Source organism: Candidatus Hydrogenedentota bacterium (assembly GCA_035450225.1).
In the GTDB taxonomy this organism is placed as follows: Bacteria; Hydrogenedentota; Hydrogenedentia; order Hydrogenedentales; family SLHB01; genus DSVR01.
Map to the genome: position 1 here is coordinate 1 of DAOTMJ010000037.1, position 19,060 is coordinate 19,060.

A 19,060-nucleotide genomic window follows, 5' to 3' on the forward strand; every position below is an offset into this window, starting at 1 on the left:
AATGAAGCCAACAAGATCCCGCCAACGGGATTTTTCTTAGCCGGGGATCGGGGTCCCTCGTTCTCGAAAAAATCCTGGAAGCGGTTTCGGTTTTCAAGAGGGTGCGTCACGTCGGCCGAATCCCGGAGGATGGAAACAATTTCGAGGAAATGATCCCCATTTTCGCAAGCCGAAACGTTACCGCCGTTTTCAGGCAACCGATCCCGTAGGCGATACTGCGCCGCAGATTGATGGACGATGCCTCCGCAAAGTATTTCGTAGGACATGTCACCTCGCCGATGGCGTATCCAGCCCACAAAATTTGCGCAATCATCTGATTGTCGAACACAAAATCGTCCGAGTTCCAGCTTAAATCCAGATTTTCGAGGAGTTCGCGGGAAAAGGCGCGATAGCCCGTGTGATATTCGCTGAGTTTCGCGCCTAAGAGCACATTTTCCACGAACGTCAACGCCCGGTTGGCGATGTATTTCCAGACGGGCATCCCTCCTTGCAGCGCGTGCCCGCCCAAAATCCGCGAACCGAGCACGCAGGGATACAGCCCGTTTCCAACCAGACAGGCCATCGCGGGGATCAATTGCGGCGTGTACTGGTAATCGGGATGGACCATGATGACAATGTCCGCGCCAAGTTCGAGGGCCAGTTTGTAGCAGGATTTCTGGTTGCCGCCGTATCCGCGATTCTTCGGATGAGCCAGCACGGTCGTCCGGGGCAGCGTCTGCGCAATCGCCACCGTGTCGTCCTTGCTGGCATCATCCACCAACACCACCTCGTCCACGACCCCCTGCGCCATCACCTCCTCATAGGTCCGGCGGAGCGTGGCCGCGGCGTTGTAGGCCGGCATGACAACCACCACTTTTTTGCCCGCGAACATCGCATTACCCCGTCTTGCGCGCGTGCGCAAGCACTTTTTTGAGGGCCTCGACCACTTCATGCACGTTCTTGTCGGTCATCCCCGGATGCAACGGCAGCGACAACACCTCGTACGAGGCCGCCGTCGCTTCGGGTAAATCTTCGGGGCGCATGCCGAGCGCTTCGCGATAGTAACGGTGCAGGTGCAGCCCGAAGAAATTGATCGCGGTGCCGATGTTTTCGCGCCGCAGCGCCGCGGCGAGTTCGTCGCGCGTCTTTATCAGGCGATCGAGCCTGAACCGGATGATGAACAAATGCCAGGCGTGATCCGACTCGTCGGACGTTTCCGGCAGCCGGATTTCGTCAACGCCTTCCAAAGCGGTGCGGTACATGTGGGCAAGCCGCCGCCGCGCCGCCTTGAACTGGGCGAATTTCTTGAGTTGTTCGACGCCCATCGCCGCGCCGACGTTTCCCAGCAGGTACTTGTAGCCGGGTTCGACGACCTCGGAAGGATGCGCGACGGCGCTGCGACCATAACGTTCCCAAGCGGTATCCGCCATGCCGTTCGCGGCCAGCATGCGCAGCCGTGCGGCCATGTTCGCATCCTTGACGGTGATGGCGCCGCCTTCCATGGTCGTGATGTTCTTGATCGCGTAGAAACTGAAACAGGTGTATTCGCTGTATGCGCCGATGGGCGTTCCCTTGTACGCCGCGCCCAGCGCGTGGGCCGCATCCTCGACGACCGGAATCCCGTGCCTGCGGCCAATCGCATGAATCGCGTCGAGATCACACGGAAGTCCCGCCATGTCCACGGGCATAATCACGCGGGTACGCGGGGTAATCGCGCGTTCCACGGCGTCCGGATTGATATTCAACGACCCGGGGCGGACATCCGCGAACACAACCTTCGCGCCCATGTTAAGAATCGTGTTGCCCGTCGAGGCCCACGTCAACGGCGATGTAATCACCTCGTCGCCCGGTTGCACGCCCAAGGCAACCAAACACAGGTGCAGCGCCGCGGTACACGACGAAACGGCTATCGCGTGCGGCGCGGCCACCGTTTCCGCGAAGGCTTTCTCGAAAGCCTGAACCTGCGGCCCGGAGGTCAGCCATCCACTGCGCAGCGCTTCGAGAACGGCGGCCTCTTCTTCTCCGCCCAGGCAGGGCCGCAACACGCTGACGAACCGCGCCGCAATCGGTTCGCCGCCTTCATCCACGGGCGTCGCCAGCAATTTTTTCATCCGGCGCACGTTTGAGTATGCCTCGGCAAACGGGTCATCCGAGGCCCCCTCGATCGCCTTGCGCAATTCACCGATGCCATCCCCAATGCTGTATTCCGAATGGAATCCTACGACGTCGCGGATTTTGCCAAACCGCACGCGGTACGTACGAAGATCATCGTCATCTTTCGCCACTTCAATCTCGACGGAGCCGATGGCTTCCGCGACCTGCCGGGCCAGATCGAGGATCCGGCAATTGAGCGCATCGGCGCCCACGTTGAAAATCTGCCCCGAAACGTCATCGCCGGAGGCTTCAAGAAGCAGGATCACGGCACGCGCGGCATCGCGCACATGGATGAACGGCCGCCATTGTCCACCGCCCCCAAGCACCTTGATCCCGCCCGTACGCAAGGCCGTCGCCACCATGTGATTGACCGCCACGTCGAAACGCATCCGCGGAGAACAGCCGAACATCGTCGCCGTGCGCGCCACGACCGGCTCGAAGAATGCGCTTTTCATGCCCAACACGATGCGTTCGCCTTCGAGTTTGCTGGCCCCGAACGCCGACACGGGATTCGGCGGGCTTTCCTCGTCGAGCACGTCGAACACGCCTTTTCCATAGACGTTGCACGACGAAGCGAACACAAAACGCCGCACCCCCTGCTGCACGGCTTTCTTGGCCAGTTCGCGCGTGCTTTCGACATTGACATCGTGGGTCATGTCGTGATCGAGATCGCAGGACGGATCGTTTGAAAGACTCGCCAAATGGACAATGGCCTCGATTCCGTCCAGCAAGCCGGGCGCCTCCTGAAGCCGCCGGATATCGCCGCGCACGATCTCGCATGCCGGGTGATCCTTGACGGCCCCCAGCGAATCCTCCCCGAAGCAAAACCGGTCGAACACACGAACGGAATGCCCATGGCCGAGCAACAACGGAACCAGCGACGAACCCAGGTAACCGGCTCCGCCCGTCACCAATACGCGCATACACTTTCTCCTTGCCGGATACCCATAAGGTCATCCGCATCCGGACCGCTTCCGTGAAAAACACCACACGCGCCGCGTGTGCCCACACGTTTGCCTTTTCCATTTGTCCCGTCATTATAGCACCCCGCTTTTATCCCGTTTAATTTCCCGGCCAACCAAACTCAAGACCTTATGAATGTCTGAAAAGAAAAGGCCTTTCCATGCGCCTCGGAGCGTGTACGAAAAGGGCGTAGGACAGACTGTCCAGCCTGTCGGTCCTTGTAAGATTTCCGTTTTCGGGAATGACAGACTGGACAGTCTGTCCTACGTTCAGCTCCCGATGGACATTCCGTACACGCTCTCAGGCAAGGCACTGTTTCAATGCCGCTTCAAGGTCGGGATATTGAAACGCAAAACCCGCACCCAAGAGACGGGCGGGTTCAACGCGCTGGCTGGACAGCAAAAGCGCATCGGCCATTTCACCCAAGGCAAGCCGGATGGCAAACGCCGGGACAGGAATAATAGCGGGACGGTGAAGAATGCGGCCAAGAGTTTTTGTAAATGCTGAATTGGCAACAGGATGCGGCGACACAATATTGACGGGTCCGGAAAGCGACTCATTGTGAAGGAGCAATCGAATCGCAGCGACCAGATCATCTATGGCGATCCAGCTCATGTATTGGCGGCCGTTTCCAACGATGCCGCCCATTCCCAGCCTGAACGCGGGCAGCATCGCCCGCAATGCGCCGCCCGCGCCGCTCAATACCATGCCGAAACGCAGATTGACGACGCGGATGCCTCGATCGGAAGCAGGGTGCGTTGCGGTTTCCCAAGCCTGGCATACCTCGGCGAGGAAACCCGTCCCCGGTCCGCTCGTTTCGGTCAGCCGTTCGTCACCCCGGCTGCCGTAAAAGCCGATGGCCGAGGCGCACAGAAACGTCTTGGGCGGATTGGCCGCGTGCAACAGGGCCTGGACCACGCATTCCGTTGACTTGACGCGGCTGTCGCGGATGCGCGCTTTGCGTGCGGCGGACCAGCGTCCCTGCGCGATATTCTCACCGGAAAGATGCACCATCGCATCGGCCTTGTCGAGAATGCACGGATCCAATTCTCCCGCTTCGGGGTTCCAACATGCGACGCCAGACGTTTCCGGACGATGCGCCCGCACCAGCCGCACCACCTCATGACCGGCGGCCATCTGATCTGCTACCAGAGCGGTCCCTATCAGCCCCGACGCGCCCGATACGATGATTTTCATAGGCTCATCACTTTCGTATTGTAATGACGACAATCAATTCGCCCTGATCGAGTTTGACCCCGCGCAATTTCACCTGGCGTCCCGCCCCGGCAATGACAGTCGTATTGATCGCATTCACGGAAACGCCGCCGGTTTCCGGTTTTCGCGTCATGTGCAGGCGGACATTCAGGCGCACTTGGTCGTGCGGTTCTTTCGAGAGGGGCCGCAGGTACAGCCTGTGCCGATCCGTCAGGGGAACGATCGTATCCTCGTTGAAAGGCGCCTGGATATTCGCCGCATCGAGACGGCGATAGGTGTTGTAGGGCAAATCCTCGAGAGCGGCCTTTACGCTTTCGAGTCCGCCTTCATACAGTTTGCCGGAGCGGGGTTCGTCGAGCGCGTGTATCGCCACGACGTCCACTCTGACGGGCGGAGGGCCCGTCGAGGGCATTGCGGGTGGCGCGCTCAGCGCGCATAGAACCAGCAGGGCCGCTACCATACATCGTTGTCCCGCGAAACCACCCAGACGGTGGTCACGCCGCTGTTCGAGGCATAGGTGGTCACCGCAGCCTCTTCAATTTCCGTCGAAGCCGATTCGACGACCGGCGGCCCGGGCATGGTCAGTCTCTCGTAGGTATACACCGAGCCGCCGAGAACGATCAGGATGGCTGCGGCCACGGGGAGCAGTTTCCATGCCCAGTTCCAGCGCGGACGCCGGTCACGCCGCTCGCGGATGCCTTCCATGAAGGCTGAAAAGCGCGTATCGCCGATGGTTTCCGCCTGTGCGACGGCCGCAACGCCGTTCCGGAGCATCCGCAACCGGCGCTCATGCGCCCGGCACACCGGACAGGAGGCCAGATGTGTGGCAACCTCGACCGGATTGGACGCTTCCCCGTCCACCCAGCGTTCCACATTTCGCATCCAACGACATTCAGCCATGGTTCGAATCCTCGCTGAAGCCCGCCTCGGCGAGCTTGTCTTGCAATTTGCGCCGCGCGTGATGCAGCCGGCTCATGACCGTGCCGATCCGGCAACGCATCGCGCGGGCCATTTCCTCGTAACTCATTCCCTCGTATTCGCGCAACACGAACGCGAGCCGATGCTTGTGCGGGAGCGTTTCAAGCGCCCGTTCGATGGCCAAGCCGAGTTCACGCGCCTCTGCGGCGTGGTCGGGCTCGCCCGCCGAAGCCGCGCGTTCAAACCGGATACCTTCGTCCAGCGGTACGAACGGCGCACGGCGTCTTCGTAGGTGGTCGCGGCATTGGTTGGCGGCGATGTGCATGATCCATGTCTTGAACTGTGCCTCCCCACGAAAACGCCACAGCGCGCGATATGCCTTGATAAACACTTCCTGTGAAACGTCCCATGCCTCTTCACGGTCGTGTAGGAAGCGACACACCAGCCGGTAGACATCGTTCCGATGCCTTCGCACCAGTTCCTCGAACGCCGCGTCGTCACCCTGGCGCGCATGGGCTACCAGAACGCCATCCGGCGCGCAACCCATTCCAACACTTGCAGTTCCCGGCAAATCGGCCATGGAACCATGATACACCAACGCCCTGTCGAGCAACACGCCCATCGGAGGCTCCTTATGTCATGAGTATAGACGCGGCGCCACGGGGAATATTCACCTTGATTTTGGCAAGCGGCTATTCGGAAGGGACAGGCGACGGTTTATGACGGCGGCGCCGAATATTCCTTGCGCAGGGCGTCGAGCGCCGCCTGAAAATCCGGGGGCGGCGGCACGGAAAAACACAGCCTTTCATGGGTAACGGGGTGCTCGAAACCGAGCCGTTCGGCATGAAGCGCCTGCCCGTCGAGACCGGCAAGCGCATTTTTTACTTGTTGGGAAACCGGCCACTTGCCGAAATCGGTGACGCCGTAGACCGGATCGCCAAGGACGGGCCGCCCGGCATAGCGCAAATGGACGCGGATCTGATGGGTTCGGCCGGTTTCAAGAACGAGTCCGACAAGCGACGCGACATGGAAACGTTCAAGGGTTTCAAACCGTGTAATCGCCTCGCGGCCCCGCACGCCGGTCACGGACATGCGCCCCGGATCGCTGAGACTCCGCCCGACGGGCACGTTGATGCGCCCGCGATCCTCCTTGAACTCGCCGCGGACGATTGCGAGATAGCGCCGGTCGAATGCGTGTTCGCGGACCTGTTTCCCAAGCCCCCGAAAAGCGGCGGATGACTTGGCCACGACCAGCAGCCCGGAAGTATGGCGATCGATCCGGTGGACGATGCCGGGGCGGTACGGATCGCCTCCGGCGGCGGCCATTTCAGGGCAGTGAAACATGAGCGCGTTGACGAGGGTTCCGGCGGAATGGCCCGGCGCGGGATGCACAACCATGCCCGAGGGCTTGTCAATGACGATTAGGTCGTCGTCTTCGTAAACGACGACCAACGGAATGTCTTCGGCGACAGGCCGCTCTTCGGGCGGAGGAGGCAATTCCACCACGACGGCGTCACCGGCGGAAACGGTTTTGCTGGCGCGCACGGCCGGTGCGTCGTTGACCGTAACGCGTCCCTCCTTGATCAATTTTTGCAGGAACGATCGGGATGCGTCTTCGATCGCCGCTGCAAGATAGACATCGAGACGTAACCCCTCGAATTCCGGGCCGACGATATCCTCAAACAACGCGCTCGTGCGCGCATTCTCAACCGATTTCGGCTGCACGGCGGAATCCCGGCGCAAGCGCCGTGTATGCGGCCTGGTATTCCTTGAAGCACCGCTCATAGAACCGCGCACGCTCCGCGTCAGGTTCGCAGATGTCCACCACGCGGATCGTGGCGTCGCACGCTTCCTCGACGCTGGAACACAATCCGGTTCCGGCCATGGCCAGCAACGCGGCCCCGTAGGCCGGCCCTTCGTCCACGTTGATGCGCACAAGCGGCACGTTGTTGATATCGGCTTGGATTTGCCTCCAAAGCGCGCTTCGCGCGCCGCCGCCGGAAGCGCGCACTTCTTCGATGGGCACACCCATTTCCCGGATGATTTCGAGACTGTCCCGCATGCCGAACGCGACGCCTTCAAGCACCGCGCGGGCCATGTGGGCACGGGTATGGCGCAGCGAAAGGCCGATAAACGCCCCCCTTGCGTACGGATCCTTGTGCGGGGTCCGCTCCCCTGTCAGATACGGCAGGAACGTCAGCCCCTCGGCCCCGGCGGGCACGCGCGCCGCCGCCCCGGCGATGTATTCGTAGGGATCGGCGCCGGTTTCCGCCGCGACGGCCTTTTCGCTTTGGCAAAGGGCATCGCGGAACCAGCGCAGCGATCCGCCCGCGCTCAGCATCACGCCCATGACGTGCCACTTGCCCGGTACAGAATGGCAGAAGGTATGCACGCGCCCCTGCGGATCAAGGCTAATCTCGTCCGCAAAGGCGAACACGACGCCGCTCGTGCCGACCGTCGAGGAAATGACGCCGCTTCGGACAATGCCGCAGCCGACACCACCGGCCGCCTGATCGCCGCCGCCCGCGATAACGGGAATGCCCGGAGGCAGACCGGTCGCCGATGCGACATCCGGTTTCAATGCGCCGGTGATCTCCGGGCCTTCAAAGGCGCGCGGCATGAAATCGGCGGGTATGTCGAGCAGGGACATCAATTCGCGATGCCATGTCCGGTTCCGGACATCGAACAGGAGCGTGCCGGACGCATCCGCCACATCCGTCGCAAATTCACCGGTCAACTCCAGGCGGATGTAATCCTTCGGCAGGAGAATTTTACAAACTTTCTCGTAGACGGCCGGTTCATTGTCACGAAGCCAGAGGATTTTCGGCGCGGTAAAACCCGTCAATGCCGGATTGCAGACCATCTGAATCAAGCGATCCGCGCCCACTTTCGCGGTGATGTCATCGCATTGCTTCGCCGTGCGTTGGTCGCACCAGAGAATGGCGGGGCGCAACACATCGTTGTTCGCATCCAAAAAGACCGATCCGTGCATCTGGCCGGTCAAGCCGATGCCCTTGACGTCTTTCGCTTCGGGACCCAGCGCATGGGCGAGTCGGGCGAGCGCCTCGAAGGCGGCGCGTTTCCAATCGGCCGGATCCTGTTCGGCCCAGCCCGGTTTCGGACTGTGCAGCGGATACTCGGCCAGCACCGAAGCCTTGACGGCCCCGGACTCGTTCACGGCCAGCGCCTTTGTGCCGCTGGTTCCGACATCCACACCGAGTAAAATATTCATGGCGACGATTCCTCCTGCTCTTGTTTCTTTGTCCGCAACTTCTGTGCATGGTACACAGAAGTTGCGGACAAAGAAATCATATCCTTGATTGAGGAATTTCGGCTAAGCCGCGTTAGGATATCGAAACGAGCCCCCCAAATCGAATCGGAACACAGAGAAAAGGCAGGACACGGGGACATGTCCTGCCGGAGTGTGAAATCCCTTGCGGGCAATTACATTTCCGAAGCGGCCGAGGCATTGCGCGCGATGGCTTTTGCCAGCTTGCGCCGCCGCTTTTCGCTCGGCTTTTCGTAATGCTTGGTTTCCTTGATGCGCTGCATGATGCCCTCTTTGTTGCACTTCTTCTTGAAACGGCGAAGCGCCTTCTCGAAGGGTTCATCCGGCTTAACACGAACCTTTGTCACGCGATCTAACCTCCCCTCCATTATAAAATACTATTACGACGAAAACCTTGTTTTCGCCCGTTTCGACCCGATGTTTTCAAGCGCGCGCCCAAGCGGGATTGACCGCCAACTCACGCCACAGGGTGAAATAGTACCATATTGTCCAAGTGCAAATCAATTTCACGACAGAGATCAAAGGGTGAAAGGTGAAGGGGGGGTAGGTGAAAGCAAAATCTCAAACTTTACAACCCATACCCCATACCCCAAATTCCAAACCCTAAGCATGCAGCCGCAAGCGGGGATTTTGGAAAAACTTGGATACGTCTACCCGGATAAACAAGGCGGGCCGCAACCGGAGTTACGGCCCTGTATCTTCACTCGCCGTCGTTTCCAACCGCGAGTTATTTTAGAGGCCCGGGACTGGCGTCCGAGGCCTCCGCGGAAGGAGAAACGCCACATGTGGCGCTGACCAACCCAATTGTACCACGAGGTCCCGGAAAACGCAAACAATCCGGCGAAAAAAAATTACAACATATTGAATTTCAAAGTCTTACGCGTTTGATTGCTTCTTGCCATTTTTGCATTTCTGCCACTCGTTCCGCATCGCTGATTTGGGGTAAAAAGGTGCGATCTTCCCGCCAAATACCGGCCAGCGCTTTTTGATCCGGCCAAAATCCGACGGCGAGTCCCGCCAGGAAAGCCGCACCAAGCGCCGTGGTCTCAATGACTTGCCCACGGACGACCGGGATGCCGAGGAAATCGGCTTGGCGCTGCATGAGAAGATTGTTGGCGGAGGCGCCACCGTCCACGCGCAGTCTGGGCATTCGCGTGGATGTGTCGGCTTCCATGCTTGCAATGACATCGGCGGACTGGAATGCAATGGATTCGAGTGCGGCGCGGACGATATGGGCCCGATTCGAACCGCGGGTCAGCCCGGCGACAAGACCGCGTGCGTGCATATCCCAATAGGGCGCGCCGAGACCGACAAAAGCCGGAACCAGATAAACACCGCCGGTGTCCGGAACCTGGGCGGCGACGGTTTCGCTTTCGGCGGCGCTGGCGATGAGACCGAGTTCGTCGCGCAGCCATTGTATGACAGCTCCGCCGATAAAAACGCTGCCTTCCAAGGCATATTCGACTTTGCCGTCCACTCCCCAGGCAATGGTGGTAAGAAGACCGTGGCGCGAATCAACGGGAACCGTCCCCGTGTTCATCAGGAGAAAACAGCCGGTGCCATAGGTGTTTTTCGATTCATAGGGTGCGAAAGCAGTCTGGCCGAAAAGGGCGCTCTGCTGATCCCCACACAAGGCAGCCACGGGAATTTCTCCTCCAAACAGCGAAGTCGAACCCATGACACCGCTGGATGGCATGACGCTGGGCAAAGTTTCGCGCGGGATTCCCAGCCGGGCCAAAATCGTTTCGTCCCAATCCAGGTTATGGATGTTGAAGATCATTGTCCTTGACGCGTTGGAGTAATCGGTGGCGTGAATGCCCGTCAGTTTATATAAAAGCCAACTGTCCATGGTGCCGAAGCAGAGTTCGCCGCGCACCGCCTTTTCCCGCGCGGCGGGGACATGGTCCAGAATCCATTTCATTTTCGTGCCGGAAAAATAGGCGTCAATGACCAGCCCGGTCCGCGCGCGCACATCCTCGGAAAGGCCTGCGGCCTTGAGTTCATCGCAGACCGCGGCCGTGCGTCGGCATTGCCAAACGATGGCATTGCAGAGGGGCCTGCCGGTAGCGCGATCCCACGCAACGGTCGTTTCCCGTTGGTTGGTGATTCCAATGGCGGCGACATCGGACGGCCGTAGGCCGGCCTTGGCCATGGCGGCCGCGGCGGTGTCCCGCTGGGTCCGCCAGATGGCTTCGGGATCGTGCTCGACCCAGCCGGGTCTTGGGTAGATTTGCTCAAAGGGTTCGGACGCGGCGGCGACAATGCCTCCGGCCTCGTCGAACACGATGCTCCGCGAACTGGTCGTGCCTTGGTCCAATGCAAGAATGAATTTTTTAGACATACGACATGGCCCTTCCCAAAAGTTCGTACTTGGAACGACTGGAATATATCATTCGATTTCCGCTTGCAGGTTCAACACCGGCGCATTGACCCCTCGCGCGGCCTGGAGGACGTCTTCCCGGCAGGTGAAAAGGATGATCTGGTTTTTTTCCGCGAGACGCGCCAGAAGTCGCAGCGCCTGATCGAGCCGCGTGTCGTCGTAATTGGCGAAAGGATCGTCGAGCAGCATCGGAATGCTCTCATCCAGTTCGCCGAGGCACTGGACCATCGCCAGCCGCAATGCCAAATAAATCTGGTCAACGGTCCCCTTGCTGAGCCGGCGCTCGGGGTCTTCCACAATCTGCCGGGTATGCGGGATGCGGACGCTGATTCGCAGTTCCCGGCTGACGAAGATTTCGTCGTAGGCGCCACAGGTGATTTCGCGCAAAAAGGATCCCGCAATGGCGGCCAAGCGCGGGGCCATGCGGGCATGCTTGTCGCGGGCAATTTCCTCGATAACGGCCATGGCGTGGCTCGCGGCTTCGAGTTCCCACTCAAGCGCGCGCACACGGTTTTCAATTTCGGCCCGCTCCTCTTCGATTTCACTGACTGGCCTGAGGGCGGCGGTGCGCTCGGCAAGCCGGATTTCCAGCGCATGGGATTCCTTTTCGACAGCGTCCAATTCCGCCTCGATATTCTGCCTGTCGGACGCAAGCGACTCCGCCGTGAACGGCGGCATGGGCGGCGGGGGGCCATCGGCCTCGACGGCGGCGCGAAGGTTTTCGAGGGAGCCGCCTTCCAGCAAACTGCCGAGTTGTTCCTGTAACAACGCCATGCTCTTGCGTAGTTCCTGATATTTTCGCGCGTCTTCCGCGCATCGCAGCCAATCATCGAAACAAGCGCAGCCTCCGGCTTCGAGCAAGCGGGCAAGGGCCTCCTCGTGTTTGGCACAATCGGCCTGTTCCTGATCGTGCCGCGCGGCCAAGTCGGCCGCCTGTTTTTCAAGCAGCGCAATCGCGCCACGCTTGCCTCGCACCTGCGCCATGCGGATCCGGTAGGAACGTAGCGCGAGCGAGACGTTGTCCTGCCGGCTTTCTTCCGGATAGCCGTTTTCACGCATGAGACGGCGGGCTTCAAGCGCCAGCGCGCGTTCCTCATCGCGTGCGGCATTGCGATCTTTGTGCAAACGTTCGAGTTCGGCATCGTGGCGCCGCAGAAGATCGCGCACATCATGCAGACGCCGCCGGGCATCACGATAGGCCCGGAAGCGCTCGAGGGCTCGGAGCGCCGCCGGTTCGATATCCTCTTCGGCGGAAGGCGTTTCGCCTAGGGACGCAAACGTGCGCACATAGTTTTGGAATAGGTCCGTTACGCGTTGTTCGGCCTCGGCCGTTTTGCGATCCTGTTTTTCCGCGGCTTCCCGCAGGGAATCGCGTTTTAAAAGATCCTCCCGATAGGTGTCGAATTTGCCTTCCAGTTCGCGGATTGTCTCGCATCCGGCGTCTACGATAAGTTGCTCGAGACGGCGGCATAATTCATCGTCTCCCTCCTGAACCGACCGCATGCGCGCCCCGTTTTCTTCAATCCGGCGCGCAAGCATCTTGACGCGCGCCCGGGCATACAGGAAGTTGCCCAGGAAGTAGAAAACGGCCAATCCCGCCGTCACGGCGGCCACAAAGATGCCGGAATTACCCAGCACGATGGCCGTGGCGATCAGGCCGGCCAGAATGGCCACCGTCAACAGGGAAAGCCACATGAAATCGGGAACACGCCCGCGGTGTTCCTCGATTTCCGCCTGGAGTCGTTCGGCCTCGGCGGCGAGTTGGGCCGCCTGTTCGTCGCGAAGGCGGATTCGCACCTCGTATTCACGGGCGTCCGCCGCGAAATCGGGCACATGGGCAAACCACCGTCCACCCTCTTTCACCGATTGGTCGAGCATGGCGATTTGCTTGTGCAGGGCCGCCTGTTTCTCCCGTTCCTCGCTCCGGATTTGCACAGCGGAACGGAAGGTTTGAATCAACTGGTTGAGCCATATATCGGCTTCCTCGCCGGCCTCACTGAAATCGGGCAGGTTTTCGAGTTCCTTTTCGATGATCCGGCGTCGGTCTTCGGCGTTTGCCCGCGCGGTTTCCAAATCCTCCATGCGATCCGACATCCGCTTCAGGAACGAACTCAATTCGGCCAGGCGTTCGTCGTATGTTTCGGGAATATCCTGAAAGTCGCCGGTATTCCCCTCGCCCAGCCGACGGCGCTCCTCCTCCAATTGCGCGGCCAGCGCCTGCTGCCCCGCCACGGTCCGGTCAAGCTGCGATCGGGCGGTCTGGGCCACATTGTACGCACGCTGGATTTCGGGGGTACGGTCCAAGGGAAAGTCGCGCACACCACTCAACTCGAAGCATTGCCGCGTGGCCTCGTCAATCTGACGTTGCAGCCGTTCGGCCTGCCGCAGGCGTTCGGCGCGCCGGGCGCGTTCCAGAAGTTGCCGGTCTTGTTCGTTCGTATCCCGCTGCGCGCGCAGGGATTCGGCACGACTGCGAAGTTCAAGACGGCGTTTGGTCATGTCGGACACTTCGCCGCGAACGCGTTCGGTCTCCTCCATTTCCTGGCGCAATTCGGCCAGTCGCGCCTTGGCGGCCTGCAACGGTTTCGTTCGCGCTGTGGCGGTTCCGATGGACACCATGCGTTCTTGGAGTCGCTTGAGCGTGGCCTCGGCTGATCCATATTCATCCCCGGAATCGGCGAGGGCCAGCAATTTCTCGCGAATGGAAGGTATTACTTCGTCACCGCCGAGTTCTTCAAGCGTCAGATGCGAAATGGTCGCGGCGCCCAGAAACACCTCCTTCGACAACCCCAAATGTTCAAGCGCGAACTGGGGTTCCCGGTTCCGCAGTTGCGGAAACTGCATGGTGATGTCGCAGCCGTGGGTACGGTCAAAGATCTGTACGGTTTCGTTTTTCCGGTCAAACCGGCGAAAGACTTCAAACGACCGGTTGTTGTCCAATACGTAGATCAGGCGTCCGCCGTAGGAATCGGGCGAATCCCACGGGCAGCGCAATTCGTTGTCCTCATGATAAAGACGCTGCGAGGGACTCCGTTTTTGGCCGTACAGCATGTCGGCGATGAATGCGCGCAACGTGGATTTACCCTGCTCGTTTGGCCCATAAATGATTTGAAGCCCTGGGGCAAGATCAAAGGTCCGGTTGTGGAAACGTCCGTATCCGTCTATGGAAATGGTTCGAATCCTCACGGGCGATCCTCCCCCCCTCGCAGTCCGGCAATGTCCAGCGCATGGCCCCGGTGCGCGGCCACTCCCACGGCACGCGCGCGCATGAGCATGCGCCGGCGATCCGGATCGGGCGCGTCGCGTATCTCGTCGTTCAGCCGTTGCACAAACGCGCCCAAACTCGTCGGATCGCGCGATAATTCATCAAAATCTTCGGCGGGAAGGGTCTCGTCTTCCAGCAAGAGATATTCAAAATCGTTTGCCAGCGCATCCCTGACGGCCTGTAAATCGCCGACCAATGAGGCATCGCACAGGCCCTTGAGCGTCACGCGCAAGATTGGCGGTGCGGAGTAGGCCGTCGCCATTTTCCGCAAGGCGGCGACCAGATCCTGCGTCGAGGCGAGCGGTGTCACATCGAGATCGTGAACCGCATAGCACACGCGGCCGGAGGTCTTGGGCACGACCCGAAGGTCCTCCCCCTCGATTTCAATTTCCAGAAAGACATGCTCGCCGGATTCGTCGAAGCCATGTCCTTCGGGCGCGCCGGAATACATCATGCGCCAGCGTCCAGCCGCCACGGGAATCTCGGTCAGGCGGTGAAAATGGCCCAGCGCGAAATAAGCCAAGCCCGGCGCGAAAGCGGTTTCCGCGTCGAACGGCGCATAGGATTTGCCGTCGGGAGGTTGATGGGCGCGTTCGGTACCGTGTCCAAGCGCGACATGGACGGCGCCGTCGCAGGGTATCGCGAGGGCGCCGAAAGGGTTCGACGATATCTCGTATCCGTCAAAGGCGAAACCATGCACGACGAGCCGGCCGTCGCATAGCGGAACCGCGATCCATTCCGGACGGTTGAAAATCACGACATTTTCGGGCCACGACTGGGCGACGTAGGGCGATCCGGCCATGTAGGGATCGTGATTGCCCGGGGCTATCACCACGGGCAATGGCCGCACCGAGTCGAAAAGGCCTTTGAGAAAAGCGGCGGTGTCCGGCGTGACACGTTCGTGTTCAAAAAGGTCGCCCGGTATCAAGAGCGCATCGGCGGGCCATTCCGCCGCGCGCCGGACGATTGCCTGAAAGACATCCCGAAGACTTTGCCGGCGGCGGTTTGCCACCCGCACCGGCAAACCGGCGCCGGCGAAACATGCATCGAGATGTACATCCGCCGTATGGACCAACCGCATGACAGGCTCCCTGTTCTGTTTTTCAACCAAGACTAAGAATAGGACAACGCGCTTCGTTATGGCAAGAAAGGCGCATGCCGTCTTGCGAAGGATTCGCGGCCGGGGCGACAATAGGATGAGTGAACGCGGGCGCGCGAGGAATTCAGGATGGAAGCAGGCGAACGGCGGTGGCTGGAACGCGGGCTTCGGGAAGCGGTATTGGCCGGAGACGAGCAGGCGTGGAAAGCGTTATACGAAGCCAGTTTCGACCGTTTGTATGCCTATGTCCATTACCGCACGCGCGGCGACCGGCAGCAGGCCGAGGAAATCGTGCAGGATTGCTGGCTGATAGCGGTGCGGCGAATTCGCCGTTTCGATCCGGATCGCGGCGCCTTTATCCAGTGGTTGATCGGCATCGCGGACAATGTGCTGCGCAATCATGGGCGCAAGTGGTGGCGCAGGCGATGGACCGAGATCGCCGGAATCGAGGCGCAGGGCCGCATACCGTCGCCCTCGGCTTCGATAGAGCAGACGGAAAGTGTAGCCATGACGTTGTTGAGTTTGCCGCCGGCGTATCAGGCGGTATTGCGCGCGAAATACGAGGAGCGGCTGCCGGTTGTGGAAATCGCCACGCGGTGGCACACGACGCCGAAAGCGGTCGAGTCCATGCTGAGCCGCGCACGACAGGCGTTTCGGACGGCTTATCGCCAGGCGACCGGTTGAACAAAAGGCAGGAGACGAAGAAATGGCCGAGAACAGATTCGACGAAGACGAACCGCTGGCGCCCGGATTGCCCGGAATTCCCGCAATTCCGACGGCATCGCCGGTTTTTCGGCGGGCGGTGCTTGAAAAGACGACCGAAACCATGCGCGGTATCCGCCGCCGGTGGCGATTGATGATGGCGGCGGGCTTGTGCGCGGCCTACGCGGCGGGATTCGCCACCATGGCATTGTGGCCCGGATCGCCCGAAATGGAATCGCCTGCGCCGGGCGGACCTGCGCCCATCGCGGACGGGCGATCCGTATTCGAGGCCGCGGAGGCGGAGGAACCGGATATGCTTCTGTCCGGGGTAATCGGCGCGCCCCGCGAAGAACAAATCCGCCTGCTCAAGGAAACCGGAAACACGTATCTTTCGCGGGAGGGCGACATCGCAAGCGCGTTGTACTATTACCGCCAGGCGCTCGAATTGATTCCCACATCCCGTACCGTAACATTCGATCCACATGACACGTGGCTCTGGATTTCATTGAACGAATCACGCATGAAGGAGGGCAACCATGAAGACACTCGTTCTTAGCATCGGTTTGTGTGTTGTACTGCTGACGCTGGCCGGTCCGGCCGGGAATGCACAGGAGCCTCCCGCCAATCCCGGCCCCCCGTCCGACAAACGCGGGCCGGACTTCATGAGGCCGGACAGGCCGGGGCCCATGCCGGAAGGCATGCGGCCCGAAGGACCGCGTCCCGGCGAACCGGGCATGTTTCCACCGCGCGAGGGAATGCCGGGCCGCGGGTTCCGCCCGATGCCTCCCCGGCGCATTCCGGAACGGCTGGAGGAACGCATCGAGGCGGCCTTGATGCAAAACCCGGATATTCGCCTGGCTGAAGCCCGGCTTCACGAGGCAGAAGCCGCGTTGATGCAGGTGCGCGAACAGGCCGTCAGGGATGTGACCGAAGCCTCGCTGGCGTTCGACGCAACGGAAAAGGATCCGGGTGCGCATGCAAGCGCCGAAGCACGCCTGCGTTACTTGCTCGGCCTTACCCTACCCGGCGAACCACGCGGGCCGCGGCCGGGACTGTTTCTTGGCGGCATGGAGCAAGGCGACCGGCCGGCGCGCCCGCCTTTGCCCGACCCCCTTCGCGATCGCCTGAACAAGCCGGTTTCGTTCGACGGCGAAGCGCCCCTATCGGAAATCATTCAACTGTTTTCCAAAGAATCGGGCCTCGATTTTTTCACGAATTTGTCCGATGCGCAGCGTCCGGTCAAGTTTACAATCAAGGAGGCGCCCATTCGCGAGGCGATGATGGCGCTTGTCGAACAGGCCGGCGGCGGTTTTTGCTTTGTGGCAAGGGATTACGGGGTATTGGCCGTTCCGGTGGAACGGGCCCAGACGATGCCCGGTCCAGTGATTCCGGAATATGTGCCGTACGGCGGCCCGCCCATGGAGCCGAAACCCTGATTCTCAGGGGCGCCTGATTTCGTAAATGGCGACACGTCCCTGCGGAAACGGGGCGAACGATATCAGATGTTGCAGATCCGGCGGGGCATTGGCGGGATCGAGCAACGGCGCGAGGCCCGGCGCCATCTTGGCGGTGTAGCGTTCGTCAACAACGAAATACCGCGCTCCGGCGTTTCGCGCGCGTTCCAAGGCCTTTTCGATAGTGTCCTGCGCGTCGGGACCGGTCGAGGGCATGTCCGCGTAGTAGCCGATTTGCGGTTTGCGCGTAAAGATTAGCCCCGGCGCGAGATGTTGTTTCATCCAATGTCCCGCTGTTTTGTATTCGAGCGGACGGGCCGGCGAGGGCCTCAGGAAATCCGCGGCGGCCATCATGGCGAGTCCGAGGAGAAGCGTGGCCGCAATCGCGGCCACGGGCAGCATGGCCAGCCGACGGCCGCGCTCATGTGTCCGCAGGTTGGCCGAAACGTCCGCGGCGCCACGCGCCGTCCATAACGACAGCGCGGCCAGCGGCGCCATGAGATAACGCGGTTCGGGCGACAACACAGGGAGGGTCAATACCCATTGAACGCCGGCGAACGCAAGAACGAACCCCTCGAGTCGCGCATCGCGCGGTTTCGACGGCGCCAATAATCCGACGCCCATGAAAAGCATCAACACAGGCCCCAGCATCGTCGGAACGACATTGAACAAGGTGGCGACAATTGTGTGGGCCAAGGGAATCAGAACATGATGCGAGACCACCCCGGCGGGATCGCCGGCCGAGTCGCGCATCCGCGCCACCTCGAACGGCGTCACGCTCCAATCCTGAAAAAGACGGGCCATGCGTTCGCCGAACAGCGTATGGCCTGTCGTGAACTTGGCGACAACCGCGCACAACACAATGATCCCGATCGCGGTTCCGGCAAACGCGGCGAAACGCGCCCATCCGTCCCGATTGGAAGGTTTCAGAAAACAGGGCGCGATGACCAGGGAAGCGACGAAGACCAAAAGGCCCTCGGCACGGGCAAGGTGCAACGCGGTAAACGCCAGCGCAGCCGACACGATATATCCCCCTCCCCCGCGCCGAATCGCCCGCGACAAGCCCCAGACGGCGGCCATCCACAGCGTGCAGGCAAGGGCGTCGGGACCCACCCGCCCGGCGTAGTCCACAAGCCACGGCCACAGGGCGGCCGTCAGTCCCGCAATGCGCGCCGCGGACGGTCCGTGCAGGTCGCGCGCAAGCCCGTACACGACCGGCACGAGCAGAATGGAGGCCAGAAACGAGACCGCCATGCACGCCGTTTCGCCGTCGGGCAATACCGGATGCAGCAAGGCCGCCAACAGGGGATAGAGCGGCGGAATTCCGGGATTGATGCCCGAAAAGGCCCCCGAAGCCAACTGACGCGCGGTCTCGATATAATGGATCGCATCGGCGCTGTCCAACGCGCGCGGCGCCCCCCATACAAACGCCGCGCGAATCAAAAAGGCCAGCGCGGCCAGCGCGCACGCGTCGCGCGTCTCCTGCCGCATGGTTTTGGCGCCGGATTCCATGCCGCCGATTTTACGCGGCCATTCCCCAAAAGGCAATGCGCCGAATTCCGTAAATGATGACGCAAAAGCCCCATCCGCTTGCGTGTCCCCGGAAGGACTTGCTATGCTCCAGCTGCCATTGGATTGACCC

General features: G+C 60.9%; 16 protein-coding genes. 3 read left to right on the forward strand and 13 right to left on the reverse strand.

The window, feature by feature from the left end; all coding sequences use genetic code 11:
* Positions 1 to 106: 106 nt before the first annotated feature.
* The 12 genes from P5540_15850 to P5540_15905 all read right to left on the reverse strand — a co-directional run bounded on the left by P5540_15850 (position 107) and on the right by P5540_15905 (position 15,244).
* Positions 107 to 871, reverse strand: a complete 765-nt coding sequence (locus P5540_15850) for a glycosyltransferase family 2 protein (protein HRT66292.1) — start codon at positions 869 to 871, stop codon at positions 107 to 109.
* A 4-nt stretch (positions 872 to 875) separates the two neighbouring features.
* Entirely contained in the window at positions 876 to 3,056 is a 2,181-nt protein-coding gene (locus tag P5540_15855) for a bifunctional SDR family oxidoreductase/aminotransferase class I/II-fold pyridoxal phosphate-dependent enzyme (protein ID HRT66293.1), read from the reverse strand.
* Between the two features lie 340 nt (positions 3,057 to 3,396).
* Positions 3,397 to 4,293: a TIGR01777 family oxidoreductase gene (locus P5540_15860; GenBank protein ID HRT66294.1), complete on the reverse strand. Its 897-nt coding sequence runs from the start codon at positions 4,291 to 4,293 to the stop codon at positions 3,397 to 3,399.
* A 7-nt stretch (positions 4,294 to 4,300) separates the two neighbouring features.
* Complete coding sequence (locus P5540_15865; GenBank protein HRT66295.1) at positions 4,301 to 4,771, reverse strand: hypothetical protein; 471 nt, start codon at positions 4,769 to 4,771, stop codon at positions 4,301 to 4,303.
* Positions 4,765 to 5,211 (reverse strand): hypothetical protein, encoded by a 447-nt coding sequence (locus P5540_15870; GenBank protein HRT66296.1) that lies wholly within the window; start codon positions 5,209 to 5,211, stop codon positions 4,765 to 4,767. The genes P5540_15865 and P5540_15870 overlap by 7 nt, the downstream gene beginning before the upstream one ends.
* Positions 5,204 to 5,851: a sigma-70 family RNA polymerase sigma factor gene (locus P5540_15875; GenBank protein HRT66297.1), complete on the reverse strand. Its 648-nt coding sequence runs from the start codon at positions 5,849 to 5,851 to the stop codon at positions 5,204 to 5,206. The genes P5540_15870 and P5540_15875 overlap by 8 nt, the downstream gene beginning before the upstream one ends.
* Before the next feature lie 95 nt (positions 5,852 to 5,946).
* Positions 5,947 to 6,954, reverse strand: a complete 1,008-nt coding sequence (locus P5540_15880; GenBank protein ID HRT66298.1) for an RluA family pseudouridine synthase — start codon at positions 6,952 to 6,954, stop codon at positions 5,947 to 5,949.
* Positions 6,935 to 8,461, reverse strand: a complete 1,527-nt coding sequence (xylB, locus tag P5540_15885) for a xylulokinase (protein HRT66299.1) — start codon at positions 8,459 to 8,461, stop codon at positions 6,935 to 6,937. Before xylB ends, P5540_15880 begins: the two co-directional genes overlap by 20 nt.
* Before the next feature lie 212 nt (positions 8,462 to 8,673).
* Complete coding sequence (gene rpsU, locus P5540_15890; protein HRT66300.1) at positions 8,674 to 8,865, reverse strand: 30S ribosomal protein S21; 192 nt, start codon at positions 8,863 to 8,865, stop codon at positions 8,674 to 8,676.
* 521 nt (positions 8,866 to 9,386) lie between these two features.
* Complete coding sequence (gene glpK / locus P5540_15895; protein HRT66301.1) at positions 9,387 to 10,859, reverse strand: glycerol kinase GlpK; 1,473 nt, start codon at positions 10,857 to 10,859, stop codon at positions 9,387 to 9,389.
* 48 nt (positions 10,860 to 10,907) lie between these two features.
* Complete coding sequence (locus tag P5540_15900) at positions 10,908 to 14,084, reverse strand: AAA family ATPase (protein HRT66302.1); 3,177 nt, start codon at positions 14,082 to 14,084, stop codon at positions 10,908 to 10,910.
* Positions 14,081 to 15,244: a DNA repair exonuclease gene (locus tag P5540_15905; GenBank protein ID HRT66303.1), complete on the reverse strand. Its 1,164-nt coding sequence runs from the start codon at positions 15,242 to 15,244 to the stop codon at positions 14,081 to 14,083. Before P5540_15905 ends, P5540_15900 begins: the two co-directional genes overlap by 4 nt.
* Before the next feature lie 147 nt (positions 15,245 to 15,391).
* Between P5540_15905 and P5540_15910 the strand changes: the two genes are divergently transcribed.
* Genes P5540_15910 through P5540_15920 form a run of 3 tightly spaced genes read left to right on the forward strand, consistent with a single transcriptional unit; the run spans position 15,392 to position 17,400 of the window.
* A complete protein-coding gene (locus P5540_15910; GenBank protein HRT66304.1) occupies positions 15,392 to 15,946 on the forward strand; it encodes a sigma-70 family RNA polymerase sigma factor in 555 nt (184 codons plus the stop codon).
* A 22-nt stretch (positions 15,947 to 15,968) separates the two neighbouring features.
* Positions 15,969 to 16,520, forward strand: a complete 552-nt coding sequence (locus P5540_15915) for a hypothetical protein (GenBank protein ID HRT66305.1) — start codon at positions 15,969 to 15,971, stop codon at positions 16,518 to 16,520.
* Positions 16,501 to 17,400, forward strand: a complete 900-nt coding sequence (locus tag P5540_15920; GenBank protein HRT66306.1) for a hypothetical protein — start codon at positions 16,501 to 16,503, stop codon at positions 17,398 to 17,400. Before P5540_15915 ends, P5540_15920 begins: the two co-directional genes overlap by 20 nt.
* 3 nt (positions 17,401 to 17,403) lie before the next feature.
* On the opposite strand, the gene P5540_15925 is transcribed toward P5540_15920, so the two are convergent.
* Entirely contained in the window at positions 17,404 to 18,966 is a 1,563-nt protein-coding gene (locus tag P5540_15925) for a glycosyltransferase family 39 protein (GenBank protein ID HRT66307.1), read from the reverse strand.
* Positions 18,967 to 19,060 lie beyond the last annotated feature (94 nt).